Origin of the sequence: Comamonas kerstersii (assembly GCF_008801935.1) — a bacterium.
Classification (GTDB): Bacteria; Pseudomonadota; Gammaproteobacteria; order Burkholderiales; family Burkholderiaceae_C; genus Comamonas; species Comamonas kerstersii.
Window position 1 is genome coordinate 1 of the sequence record NZ_VZOT01000014.1, and the last position, 12352, is coordinate 12352.

At 61.3% G+C, this 12352-nt stretch carries 12 protein-coding genes, 1 tRNA gene and 1 pseudogene; 4 read left to right on the forward strand and 10 right to left on the reverse strand.

What is annotated here, in order from left to right; genetic code table 11:
- A pseudogene (locus tag F7P80_RS14245) lies at nt 1-127 on the forward strand (IS630 family transposase); the annotation flags it as partial.
- Nucleotides 128-145: 18 nt separating this feature from the next.
- Here the strand turns inward: F7P80_RS14245 and F7P80_RS14250 are convergent.
- Both F7P80_RS14250 and purU read right to left on the reverse strand, forming a co-directional pair.
- Nucleotides 146-1066: a LysR substrate-binding domain-containing protein gene (locus F7P80_RS14250; RefSeq protein WP_151045663.1), complete on the reverse strand. Its 921-nt coding sequence runs from the start codon at nt 1064-1066 to the stop codon at nt 146-148.
- 151 nt (nt 1067-1217) lie between these two features.
- The gene (gene purU / locus F7P80_RS14255; protein ID WP_054065049.1) at nt 1218-2066 is read right to left on the reverse strand and encodes a formyltetrahydrofolate deformylase; all 849 of its coding nucleotides are present in this window, start codon (nt 2064-2066) and stop codon (nt 1218-1220) included.
- A 53-nt stretch (nt 2067-2119) separates the two neighbouring features.
- Here purU and F7P80_RS14260 point away from each other — a divergent pair, with 53 nt between their 5' ends.
- Nucleotides 2120-4465 carry a putative bifunctional diguanylate cyclase/phosphodiesterase gene (locus F7P80_RS14260; protein WP_249041492.1) on the forward strand — a complete coding sequence of 782 codons (2346 nt, stop codon included), beginning with the start codon at nt 2120-2122 and terminating at the stop codon, nt 4463-4465.
- Between the two features lie 72 nt (nt 4466-4537).
- On the opposite strand, the gene F7P80_RS14265 is transcribed toward F7P80_RS14260, so the two are convergent.
- Both F7P80_RS14265 and F7P80_RS14270 read right to left on the reverse strand, forming a co-directional pair.
- Nucleotides 4538-4834, reverse strand: coding sequence for a BTH_I0359 family protein (locus F7P80_RS14265; RefSeq protein WP_054065048.1), 297 nt, complete (start codon nt 4832-4834; stop codon nt 4538-4540).
- Nucleotides 4835-4979: 145 nt separating this feature from the next.
- Nucleotides 4980-5798 (reverse strand): DUF3108 domain-containing protein, encoded by an 819-nt coding sequence (locus F7P80_RS14270; RefSeq protein WP_151045667.1) that lies wholly within the window; start codon nt 5796-5798, stop codon nt 4980-4982.
- A 127-nt stretch (nt 5799-5925) separates the two neighbouring features.
- Between F7P80_RS14270 and F7P80_RS14275 the strand changes: the two genes are divergently transcribed.
- Nucleotides 5926-6951, forward strand: a complete 1026-nt coding sequence (locus F7P80_RS14275) for a fumarylacetoacetate hydrolase family protein (protein ID WP_151045669.1) — start codon at nt 5926-5928, stop codon at nt 6949-6951.
- 69 nt (nt 6952-7020) lie between these two features.
- Here F7P80_RS14275 and F7P80_RS14280 read toward each other — a convergent pair whose 3' ends face one another.
- The 4 genes from F7P80_RS14280 to F7P80_RS14290 form a co-directional block, all read right to left on the reverse strand.
- Nucleotides 7021-7974 (reverse strand): DUF3108 domain-containing protein, encoded by a 954-nt coding sequence (locus F7P80_RS14280; protein WP_170265395.1) that lies wholly within the window; start codon nt 7972-7974, stop codon nt 7021-7023.
- Entirely contained in the window at nt 7961-8119 is a 159-nt protein-coding gene (locus tag F7P80_RS16830; protein ID WP_170265396.1) for a hypothetical protein, read from the reverse strand. The genes F7P80_RS14280 and F7P80_RS16830 overlap by 14 nt, the downstream gene beginning before the upstream one ends.
- Before the next feature lie 68 nt (nt 8120-8187).
- Nucleotides 8188-9195, reverse strand: a complete 1008-nt coding sequence (locus F7P80_RS14285; RefSeq protein ID WP_151045673.1) for a zinc-dependent alcohol dehydrogenase family protein — start codon at nt 9193-9195, stop codon at nt 8188-8190.
- Nucleotides 9196-9233: 38 nt separating this feature from the next.
- The gene (locus tag F7P80_RS14290) at nt 9234-11267 is read right to left on the reverse strand and encodes a molybdopterin-containing oxidoreductase family protein (RefSeq protein WP_249041493.1); all 2034 of its coding nucleotides are present in this window, start codon (nt 11265-11267) and stop codon (nt 9234-9236) included.
- Nucleotides 11268-11463: 196 nt separating this feature from the next.
- Between F7P80_RS14290 and F7P80_RS14295 the strand changes: the two genes are divergently transcribed.
- Entirely contained in the window at nt 11464-11718 is a 255-nt protein-coding gene (locus F7P80_RS14295; protein WP_054065043.1) for an acyl-CoA-binding protein, read from the forward strand.
- An 81-nt stretch (nt 11719-11799) separates the two neighbouring features.
- Here the strand turns inward: F7P80_RS14295 and F7P80_RS14300 are convergent.
- A tRNA-Met gene (locus F7P80_RS14300) sits at nt 11800-11876 on the reverse strand.
- 22 nt (nt 11877-11898) lie between these two features.
- Complete coding sequence (gene rplQ, locus F7P80_RS14305; protein ID WP_054065042.1) at nt 11899-12288, reverse strand: 50S ribosomal protein L17; 390 nt, start codon at nt 12286-12288, stop codon at nt 11899-11901.
- Between the last annotated feature and the right edge of the window lie 64 nt (nt 12289-12352).

The following is a 12352-nucleotide window of genomic DNA, read 5'->3' on the forward strand; positions in this document are numbered from 1 at the left end:
GCGCATCGATCACTTCGTTACGGCGCACAACGTCAACTGCCAGCCCTTCAAATGGACTGCCACCGCAGATTCGATCCTCGAAAAGCTCCATCGACTTTGCTCACGTATTAGCGGGACAGGACACTAGCACTTCCCTGCAGCGCCACTACATGGCCTTGGCCATCCACTCCGCAAAAGCCTGGCATTCCCAGCGGTCCATGGTGCCGGTGCGCCAGCACAGATAGTGGGCGTGGGGACTGGGGGCATCCAGATCAAACAGGCGTACCAGCGCGCCGTTGTCCAGCCATGGCGCGCCCAGCTTCAGCCGCACCGGGGCCACGCCCAGACCGGCGGCAGCGGCGTCACACAGCAGGCCAATGTCGTTGAACTGCGAGCCTTCCGAGGGCTCTGCCCAGTCCAGCCCTGCAGCCTGGAACCATGGCCGCCAGGACTCCAGCGGGCTGCGCAGCAGCGGCAGATCGCGCAGGTCTTCAGGGTGCTGGATCGGGCCATGGCGGCGCAGAAAGCCGGGGGAAGCCAGCGGGGTGTAGACATCGCGCGCGATTTCCATGTGCTCTACATCGGCGTAGTGGCCCATGCCATAGCGCACCATGAGGTCGGCATCTTCGGCCACCACATCCAGCAGCGGTATGGCCACCTGCAGAGCAATGTCGATTTCGGGATAAGCCTCGGTGAACTGCGCCAGCCGCGGAATCAGCATGCAGCGCGCAAACGTGGGCGTGACGGCAATCTTCAGCCGCGCACGGCCCGGCGCCACCGGGTGGTTAGGGAAGCACTGCAGCGCACTCAGCCCTTCACGCACCTGCTGCAGATAGGCCTGGCCTTCGGTGGTGAGGGAAAAATCCGCCCGCCCGAACAGCTGGGTGCCCAGCGTCTGCTCCAGCTGGCGCACGCGGTGGCTGACCGCGCTGGGGGTGACGCTGAGCTCTTCCGCTGTGAGCGTGACGCTGCGCAGGCGCGCCAGTGCCTCAAAGGTCAGCAGACACTGGATGGGCGGAATGCGCCGCGCCAGACGGCTGTCAAAAAAGCGCGAGGGTCGCTGACCGCTGTGACGTGATGTGGACATGAAGGCACACGCTGTGTCTGAGTGAAGATCTGCGCCATCTCTATGCTTTTAAAAGCACGTAGCGCTTGTGTCATCTGGTTTTGCAAATGTAATCATTCACAAAGCCAGAGACAACAAGCGCTAGACGCTTTTAATAAAAGAGCAGCCGTGCTTAGCGGAAGACGACGGTCTTGTGGCCGTTCAGAATCACGCGACGCTCGCTGTGCCACTTCACGGCACGGGCCAGCACCTGGCTTTCAGTATCCTGACCGCGTGTGGTCAGGTCTTCCACAGTGTCGGTGTGGTCGGCACGGGCCACGTCCTGCTCGATGATGGGGCCTTCGTCCAGATCGGCGGTCACGTAGTGGGCGGTCGCACCAATGAGCTTCACGCCGCGTTCGTGGGCCTGGTAGTAAGGCTTGGCGCCCTTGAAGCTGGGCAGAAAGCTGTGGTGGATGTTGATGGCCTTGCCCGCCAGCTTTTGACACAGGTCATTTGAAAGCACCTGCATATAACGCGCCAGAACGACCAGCTCGGCGCCTTCCGCCTCGATAATCTCGTACTGCTTGGCCTCGGCCTGTGCCTTGGTGGCAGCCGTCACGGGGATGTGGTGGAAGGGGATGTTGTAGCTGGCTGCGAGCTGATAGAAGTCGCGGTGGTTGCTGATGATGGCGCGAATGTCGATCGGCAGCTGACCCGAACTCCAGCGGAACAGCAGGTCGTTAAGGCAGTGGCCTTGGCGACTGACCATGAGGACGGTCTTCATGCGCTCTTCCTGGGAGTGCAGGCTCCACTTCATCTCATAGGTCTGAGCCAGCTGTGCTGTGGCCTCTTTCAATGCGGCGATGTCTGTGTTCTCACAGGCAAACTGCACACGCATGAAGAAAAGGCCGGTCGCATTGTCGTTGTACTGGGAGGCTTCTTCGATATTGGCGCCCTGCTCCAGCAAGAAGCCGGAGACGGCGTGCACCAGACCGCGTCGGTCTGGGCAGGAAAGAGTAAGAATATAGGCTTGGGTCATAGCCCTGCAATTGTCGCAGCATGGCTGCAGCCAATAATGAATTGAGGAAATACATGCAACAAGAGGGCGTTGACACCGTTGCACACATGGCACCGGGGCGTGCTTTTACGCTCTATCTGGTCGCCGGGCTGGTGTGGTTCGGCGCTGGTGACATCGGCCTGCCATGGCTCGTGCAAGACCGTGAAATGTATGTCCTGCTGCAGCGCTCACAGGACTACATCTTTGTGTTGCTGTCTGGCTGCTACGCGGCCTGGCTGATGTGGCGCATTCACCGCGGCGAAAAGCACCGCGCCAGCGTGGGTGAAGCGCTGGCCAAGAGTGAAGAGCGCCTGCGCCTGGCCCTGGAAGGCAGTGGCAGCGGCATGTGGGACTGGGATCTGGTGCAGGGCCGCCACACCTTCTCACCCAATGTGCCGGCCATGCTGCGCTACCAGGGCAGCGACTTTGACAAGGACTTTCAGCTGCTGCTGCGCCTGCACCCCAAGGATGCCAATCTGGTGCGGCAGCAGGCCTTTGATGCTTTGCACAAGGGCCTGCCCTTTGTCATGACCGTGCGTGTGCTGTGCTTTGACGGGCAGTACCGCTGGTTCGAAGCACGTGGCAACCGCTATCTGAATGAACAGGGCAAACCCATTCGCCTGTGCGGCATCGTGGCCGACAAGACGCAGCAGCGCGAGGAAGAAGATCGCCTGCGCCTGGCTGCGACTGTGGTGGACAACACCTCCGAAGGCATTGTGGTCACGGATGCGAACAGCCAGATTCTGTCCACCAACCCAGCTTTTTCCCGTCTGATGGGCTATGAAGCCAACGAGCTGATTGGCAAACGCCCTTCTGTGTTCAAGTCCGGCCGTCACGGCAAGGACTTTTACGACGCACTGTGGGACACGCTCAACCGCACCGGCCACTGGAGCGGAGAAATCTGGAACAAGCGCAAGAACGGTGAAATCTTTCCAGAGCGCATGTCGCTCAACGCCGTCAAGGATGCCAGCGGCAAGACCACGCACTATGTGTGCATGTTCACAGACATTTCCGAGGAAAAGCGGCGCGAGAAGCAGCTGGAGTTTCTGGCGCACCGCGATGCATTGACCGGGCTGCCCAACCGCGCCTGGTTCATGCAGGAACTCACGTGCATCACGGACACTGCGGCCCCACACACCCAGCAGCCCATGGCAGCCATCTTGCTCAATCTGGATCGCTTCAAGGATGTGAACGACAGCTATGGCCATGCCGTGGGCGACGAAGTGCTGCGCCACATCGCACGCCAGGTGCAGTCTGCGCTGCGCCCCGGTGATCTGATTGCCCGCATGGCGGGCGATGAAATCGTGGTGCTGGCCCGTGCGCTTAGCAGCCTTGAGGAGGCTTCGGACATGGCCGAGCAGCTCATTCAGGCCGCCGCCCAACCCTGGAAGTCTCCCGACGGGTTTGAAGTGGTTGTCAGCGTGCGTGCAGGCATCTGCTGCTACCCCCAGCACGCACAGACGGCTGCCAGCCTGGTGCAGGGCGCCCACGCCGCCGTCTATGGTGCCAAGCAGGGCAAGGGCGGCAGCAAATACTGGTGCTTTTTCGATGACGCCATGCCCCAGGCCGCGCACGAGCGCATTGCGCTGGAAGCACGCCTGCGCAATGCGCTGGTACAGGGGCACCTGCAGCTGTACTACCAGCCACAGGTGGACATTGCCAGCAACCGCATCGTGGGCTGCGAGGCGCTGATCCGCTGGTTTGACCCCGTGGAGGGCATGATTTCCCCCGCGCGCTTTATCCCGGTGGCAGAGACGTCTGGCCTCATCGGCCCGCTCGGTACCTGGGTGCTGGAAGCCGCCTGCAACCAGGCACAGGCCTGGACACGCCAGGGGCTGCCTGCCATCTCGATGGCCGTGAACATCTCCATGCACCAGTTTCTGCTGACTGACATCGTGGGCGGTGTGCGTGATGCGCTAGGCAGCTCCCAGTGGCCTGCCTCGCAGCTGGAGCTGGAAATTACCGAAAGCGCACTGGCCGAGCGCCCCGAAGAAGCCCTGCAGGTGCTGCGCAAGCTCAAGGCCCTGGGCGTGCGCCTGGCCATTGATGACTTTGGCACAGGCTACTCGTCACTGGCCCACCTCAAGCGCTTTCCGATTGACCTGCTCAAGATCGACCGCAGCTTTGTGCAGGATATTCCCCACAGCAAGGAAGACATGGCCATCAGCCATGCCGTCATCGCCATGGGCCAGAGCATGGACATGCAGGTGCTGGCCGAAGGCGTGGAAACGGCCGCACAGCTGGAGTTTCTGCGCCAGCATGGCTGCCAGCTCTACCAGGGCTATTACTGCAGCAAGCCCCTGCCTGCAGCAGAGTTTGCCGCCCTGCTGCGCGAAGACATGCAGCGGCCCAACGAAAGCAACCACTCCTTCGATATCTGAGCTTCCGCCAGATACCCGAAAAAAAAGAGGCGCTGTGCATCAGCGCCTCTTTGCTTTTTATAGGGGGAAATCTCAATGGATAAGCACCGGGTTCTGCGCCAGCTGTGCATAGCGCTCCAGCGTGGCTTCGACCTCGTCTTCGTCCGGTGCTTCACGCTGCCAGTCCTGTATGACCTGCTGGAACAGCTCAGCCCAGGAGCCATCGAGATACACCTCTTTGCCAGAGCGCTTGTCCACGATTTCAAAACCATGGCGGGGCAGCGCAGGCACCGAACCCATGCCATCAGCGCGGGGGACTTCCGTGGGCATGCCCAGATCAGGCCTCAGATGGAGCACCACAAAAGAATCCGAGTCATACAGCATTTTCATGGCGCCCTCCTTTCTTGTCTGCGTGTCCATATGTGAATACCGAGAGCCAAATAAGGACGTCGTATACAGTTTCAAGAGGCCTGCCCGGCAGACCGGTACACACAGTATTTCATGAAGCTGCGGCACCTGCGTTCACGCACGGAATTTAGGGCTTTGCGTGCGACTGCAGCTTCAGATCCAGCTCGTCACGGCCACCGTCTTCCAGCATGCGGATGCGCACCGGCAGATACTGCATGCCAGGTGCCAGCCACAGGGTAGATTGCAGATCGTTATCACCACCGTCAGAGGCATGTTCGAGCTTGAGCGCCGTCATGCTGCCTGCAGGCAGCTTCAGCGTTTCGCTGCCGCGCACGGTAAATGTCCATACCGCAACACGGCTGCTGCTGGCAGCCTGCACGGTAATGCTGCTGCCTGCGGGATATTTTTGGGGTGCGGCAGCAATCATGCCCGCCACCTGAAAGAACACACTCAGGCGGTCCTGTGTGCCAGCCACCAGCGGAGCGGCGGCTGAGCCACGGCTGAACACAATCTGCCCGGTCTGCGCATCAAAGGTGGTGCTGTATTCCTTGCGGCCACGGTCGATAAAGATTTCCGGCTGCAGGCCCTGGGGCACTATGCTGCCCACACTGGCCTGGCGGCGAATGCCTACCAGCGGCACCTGCACCTGCTGCGAGGCTTCGTAGCGCTGGCCTTGCGGCAACCAGTCCATCTGCGCCTTGGTCTGGTAAGGCAGGTTCTTGTACTTGCCCTGCACAGCAAACTGCATGCGCGCTGCGGCGGGCGCTTTCCAGGCCCACTGGCCCTGTACCAGCAGCCCCTGAGGGTTGCGCACTTCAATCGGCGATCCAGATGCAGCAGGCTGGGCACTGGCCGTGAACGCGCAGATGGTGAGCAGGCCTGCAGCAGCCAGCGTGCGGGTGTGCTTGGCAGTGCATACGGCAGGCACCAGAGAACGTAATGGCATGGGTGAACCTTAGAATTTGTGGGATACACCGCGGGGGCCGCTTGTTGTGCCAACCCTCGCATTCCAGTCTTTCCATTGTGGCAGCAGCGCCGGGCAGCTGCTGCACATGCCTTTCTATTCACCTTCCATGAAACTTGCTACTTACAGAGACGGTTCCCGCGACGGACAGCTGGTTGTGGTCTCACGCGACCTGCGGTTTGCGCACTATGCCACGGGCATCGCATCACGCCTGCAGCAGGTGCTGGATGACTGGAGCTTCATGGCCCCGCAGCTGCAGGACCTGTACCAGCAGCTCAACAGCGGCCGTGCACCCCATGCCTTTGCCTTTGACCCCATGCAATGCCTAGCCCCGCTGCCCCGGGCCATGCAATGGGTAGAAGCGGCCGCCTACCCCTCGCATCTGGCGCTGACGCAGCCTGACTGGACACTGAGCACCACCGAGCCCCTGCTGCGCCAGGGCAGCAGCGACCTTTTCTTTGGCGCCTGTGACGAAATCGTGATTCCCAGCGCCGCCATGGGCATTGACTTTGGCGCTGGGCTGGCAGCCATCACCGGCGACCTGCCCATGGGCTGCACCGCAGAGCAGGCGCTGTATGGCGTACGCCTGCTGATGCTGAGCAACACCCTGTGCCTGCGCCAGCTGATGCCTGAAGCACAGGGCATGGCGCTGAGCCACCTGCCCTGCTGGCCCGGCACAGGCATGAGCCCCGTGGCAGTGACCGTGGATGAGCTGGGTGATGCCTGGCGCGGTGGCCGCGTGCAGCTGCCCCTGCACAGCAGCTGCAATGGCCGCAAGCTGGGCATGTGCGATGCCGGACAGGACATGGCCTTTCACTTTGGACAGCTGATTGCCCATGTGGCCAGAACCCGCTCCATCCACGCAGGCAGCGTGATTGGCACGGGCGTAGTCAGCAATGCAGGCGAGACCACAGGCCGTGGCAAGGACAAGCATCTGGAGTGGCCCAAAGGGGCACACAGCATTGCTGAAAAGCGTGCCATGGAGCAGCAGCTGCATGGCAGCGCCAGCACCGGCTACCTGCAGTTTGGGGACAACGTACGCATCGAGATGAAGGGCAAAGACGGTGCCAGCATTTTTGGTGCGATCGACCACACCATCGTGTCACCGCAGGGGGATGGCAGCAGCGATGCATAAAGAAATTGGCCTCTAGCGCTTATTCCATAAGCGATAGCAGCTATCAATTCTCAAGCAGCCATTCACCCATCAGCGCTTGAGCGACAGGTCCATCTCATCTCCATTGACCTCCTGCATGTGAATGCGCACCGGCACAAAGCCCCGAGCAGGGTCCACCCAGAGCTGTGCGGTTTCTGCCTCATCCGCCTTGGGCTGACGGTGCAGGCGCAGCGTCTGCACCGCCCCTGCGGGCAATTCCAGCAGCTCATCCCCTTCCACCACAAAAGTCCACATCTGCAGGCTGCGTGAACCCAGTACAGGAGTTTCAATGCGCACCCCGGGCTGGCGCAGCTGGGGCATGGCCTGCAGCATGGCGGCCAGCTGCATGAACACACTCAATCGGTCCTGCGCACCCGTGCCAATGCGTGCAGCTGGGCGCTCTGGGGTAAACAGTGCCTGGCCAGCAGCCCAGTCAAAGTGCACGAATCGGGTTTTGAAAAACCGGCGGTCGCTGAAGTCCAGAGGCTGCAGGCCTTGCTCAGACATCAGCCCGGTGCTGTGCTGCTCCATGGACCCCAGCAAGAAGGCGCTGATGGACTGGCGCGCCTGATACTGCCCCCCGCCGACCTGCCACTCCAGCTCCGCATGCGCGTGGTATTCCTGCTGCTTCACAAAGCCATGCACTTTGTAGCGCAGCAGCATGTGCTGCTGCAGGGCAGAACCATCATCGGGCAGTGCCAGCGTCACCGCAGCGCCTTGGGCATCACGCACCTGCAGCGTGGGCCCTGCGGGGTGCTGTGGCGCGACAGGGGTTGCAGTCAAATGTTCTAGCTCCTGCGGCTGCACAGCCTCTGCAGCGTCCACCACCTCCCCCTCCTGCACGGTGGCTGCATCAGCAGCAGGCACTGTGATGGAAGGCAAGGGTTCCGGTGCAGGTGGTGCAACAGGCGCAATCCGCCTGCGCGATGGTGGCCGTGGTGAGGCAGGCTCTGCCGCGGGCTTAACCTCCTGCGGGATGGAAGGCTCAGGCTCAGGTGAAGGCATGGCCACCCACACAGCCTGCATAGGTGCTGGCTGCGCTGGAGCCAACACCAGCGCTGGCACACCCCAGGAGACCTGGCCCCCAGATCATGCACCAGTGCACCACAGCCACTGCTGCCGCAATGCCCACCACCGTACGCACGCGCATGCAGCTCACATGCTCCCGTGCCAGTGATCAGATGACCCGATGGTGCTCATGGTGCAAGACATGCGGCCTCAGTACTCGACCACAATCTTGCCGAAGTGCTGGCCGCTTTGCTGGTGGACAAAGGCCTCAGCCAGCTGCTCCAGCGCATAGCTGCGGTCAATCACGGGCTTGCACGGCATCAGATCCAGCGCGCGCACCATGTCCTGCTGCTGCTCGCGGCAGCCCACAATCAGTCCCTTGATGCTGGCCTGCTTGCTCATCAGCTCGGCCGTGGGCACCGCACCTGCAAAACCAGTCAGCACGCCAATCAGTGCAATATGGCCGCCAGCGGCACAGGCACGGATCGACTGCGGCAAGGAGCCAGGGCCGCCGACCTCCACCACGATGTCTGCCCCCTGACCTTGCGTGGCAGCCAGCACGGCATCGCCCCAATCCGGGGTCTCCCGGTAATTGATCACCACGTCTGCACCCAGCGCGCGCAGACGCTCTGCCTTGTCAGCACTGCTGGTCGTCGCAATGACGCGTGCGCCCATGCTTTTGGCCATTTGCAGCGCAAAAATGGAAACACCGCCCGTGCCCAGCACCAGCACCGTGTCACCAGCCTGGATCTGCCCATCCACCACCAGCGCACGCCATGCGGTCAGGCCTGCAGTCGTCAGTGTGGCGGCCTGCGCATGCGTCCATCCCTTCGGCGCGCGGGTAAAGGCCGTGGCAGGCAAGGTAATGGCCTCGCGCGCAAAGCCGTCCACGCCATCGCCAGGCACGGTACGGAAATGCGTGGGCACCTGTCGGCCAGACAGCCACTGCGGAAAAAAGGTGGAGACCACGGCATCCCCCACGGCGAATTCCGTGACGCCTTCGCCCACGGCTGTCACCACGCCCGCGCCATCAGCCATGGGAATGCGCTTGTCTGCCGCAGCACCGGGGCGTGAGCAAACCAGCAGATCGTGGTAGTTCAAAGAGGTGGCATGGATGCGCACCTGAATTTCCCCGGCTTGCGGTGCGGCGGCCTCTGGCAGCTCGACCAGTTGCAGGTGCTGCAGCCCACCGGGGGCGTTGAGTTGCATGGCTTTCATCGTCTATCTCCAAAAATCAGGCAAGGCGCAGGCTGCACTCAGCCGTGGCGCGCCACTTGCACGGCACAGTCATAAAAGGCGGGCGCACGGCCCATGTCCGTCAGCTGCTGGTGCGTGAGTTCATTCACATTCGTACCGTTCATGCCATCCTTGCGCCACCAGATACCCAGGCCCACAACCACGCCTGCACGGGCGCGGCCATTGATGCTGGCGTGGCACAGATATTCCCCACGGGCATTAAAGACGCGCACCGCATCACCATCGGCAATGCCACGTGCGGCAGCATCCTGCGGGTGCATTTCCAGCACCGGTCGCCCTTCGATATGGCGCAGCGTTTTCACGTTCACAAAGGTGGAATTGAGGAAGTTACGCGCTGGCGGCGAAATCATGGCCAGCGGGTAGTCCGCACTGGGCTGCTCGTAGTTGGGCAGGTAGTCCGGCACGGCGCTGATACCCATTTGCTCCAGCGCGCTGCTCACAAACTCGCACTTCCCTGATGGCGTAGGAAAGCCACCTTCGGCAAACGGTGCATCCGGCAAATCCTGCTGCGCAAAGCCTTGCATGCGCAAATCTGCAAAGTGGATGCGGCTGCCCTCCAATGCCTGGTGGCACAGGGCTTCATCACTGTCCTGAAAATGTGGGGCTGCAAAGGCCGGATCCCAAGCCGCCATGTGTGCCGCCAGTTCCCGGAAGATCTGTGCATTGCTCTTGGCCTGGCCCAGTGGCGCAATCGCTGCCTGGTTGAGCAACACATCGGTGTGGCCGTAGCTGCTGTGAATGTCCCAGTGCTCCAGCTGCGTGGTCGCGGGCAGCACATAGTCAGCGTAATCCGCCGTGTCGGTCATGAAGTGCTCCAGCACCACGGTAAACAGGTCTTCGCGCGCAAAGCCCTTCGCCACCTTGACCGAATCTGGCGCCACCGCCACCGGGTTGCTGTTATAGACCACCAAAGCCTCAATGGCAGGCTGCGCCTGCAGCAGGGCATCGCCCATCGTGCTCATATTAATGATGCGCGGGCGACGCTCTCCCAGCAGCTGCGGCATGTGCAGGCGTGCGGCGTTCAGCGGCGCATGCGATGAAGATGACAGCAGCAATCCCCCAGCGCGGTGTCGCCACGCACCTACCAACGCAGGCAGGCAGGCGATGGCACGCACGGCATTGCCACCACCGCGCGTGCGCTGCACGCCGTAGTTCAGGCGAATGGCGGCTGGCTTTGTCGTCCCATAGTCACGTGCCAGTTGCACAATCTGCTCCACCGGCAAGCCACAGACTTGGGCGGCGCGCTCAGGCGGCCACTCCAGCGCCTTGGCCTTGAGTTGCTCCCAGCCCAGGGTGTGCTCGGCGATGTAGTCATGGTCGAGCCAGTCGTTGCGAATCAGCTCATGCATCAGCGCCAGCGCCAGTGCTGCGTCCGTGCCCGGCAGCAGCTGCAGGTGCGCATGGCACTTGTCCGCCGTCTCGCTTTTACGGGGGTCAATGCAGATGAGCTTGGCGCCGTTGCGCTTGGCCTCCTGCGCAATGCGCCAGAAATGCAGATTGCTGCCAATGCTGTTGCTGCCCCAGATCAGAATGAGCTTGCTTTCCGCAAAGAACTCCACACGCATGCCCAGCTTGCCGCCATAGGTGTGCTGCAGCGCCGTGCTGCCCGCGCTGGCGCAGATGGTACGGTCCAGCAGGCTGGCACCAAGCTGGTGGAAAAAGCGCCGGTCCATGCTTTCCCCCTGAACGCGCCCCATGGTGCCTGCATAGCTATAAGGCAGGATGGCTTCTGGGTTGCGCTGGGCAATGTGGTGCAGGCGCTGGGCAATGTCTGCCAGTGCTTCATCCCAGCTCACAGGCTCAAACTGGCCGCTGCCTTTGGGGCCGCTGCGGCGCAAAGGCGTCAGCACACGCTCGGGGTGGTAGGTGCGCTCGGTGTATTTGCTGACTTTGGCGCACAGCACACCGCCGGTCATAGGGTGCTGTGCATTGCCTTGCACCCTGGTCGCTACACCATTCACCACCGTGGTGACCAGGGAGCAGGTATCTGGACAATCATGCGGGCAAGCGCCCAGAACAGTCTTTTCGTGCATTGCAAACCGTCTCATCGCAGGCATTGGAGGCTTGCATTTAAACATGTACGAAATGGGCCTGGTGCGTTCAGCTTGCTCACTCAAGGGCTGTACACCATCGCAACCCGTACACAGGCCGCCGCGTTAGAACGCTCGTGCTTTTCTGGACTTTTTTGGCTACACTGCCAGCGCACTTAACTATAAGGAGACTTGGTCTATGTCCGACCTGAATGCAACGTTCGAAGAAGCCGTCAAGAATTCCACTACGCTGAGCGAGCGCCCCGACAACGCCACACTGCTGAAAATCTACGCCCTGTACAAGCAGGCCACAGAAGGTGACAACGAAGCCAAGAAACCCAGCTTTACCGACATGGTTGGCCGCGCCAAGTGGGATGCCTGGGAAAAGCTCAAGGGCCAGTCGCAGGATGAAGCCAAGCAGCAGTACATCGACCTGATCAATTCCCTGCGCTGAAACCCTGCATCTTTTGCCGCGTGAGACGGGCGGCAAAAACAAAAAACCCTGCTGAATTTGCATTCAGCAGGGTTTTTAATTTGGTTGCGAGGGCTGGATTTGAACCAACGACCTTTGGGTTATGAGCCCAACGAGCTACCAGACTGCTCCACCTCGCGGTATTCCAAAATTATAGCAGACTTATTCTGCAGCAGGAGCTTCAGCAGCAACTTCTGTGCGCTCAACCAGCTCAACGTAAGCCATAGGAGCGTTGTCACCCACGCGGAAACCCATCTTCAGGATACGTGTGTAACCACCGGGGCGCTTTGCAAAGCGGGGGCCCAGCACGTTGAACAGCTTGGTCACGCTGTCGCGGTCACGCAGACGGTCGAATGCCAGGCGGCGGTTAGCCACGGTGTCCACCTTGGCCAGAGTGATCATGGGCTCGACCACGCGGCGCAGTTCCTTCGCCTTGGGCAGAGTGGTCTTGATGGCTTCGTGCTCGATCAGAGCGTTCATCAGGTTCTGCAGCAGAGCCTTGCGGTGTGCAGAAGTACGGTTCAGTTTACGCAGGCCATTTCCGTGACGCATGGTGCTTTCCTTTTCAAATAGTTTGGTCGGGTGGCCGTATCAGGTACCGCCCGGTGCACTGGTG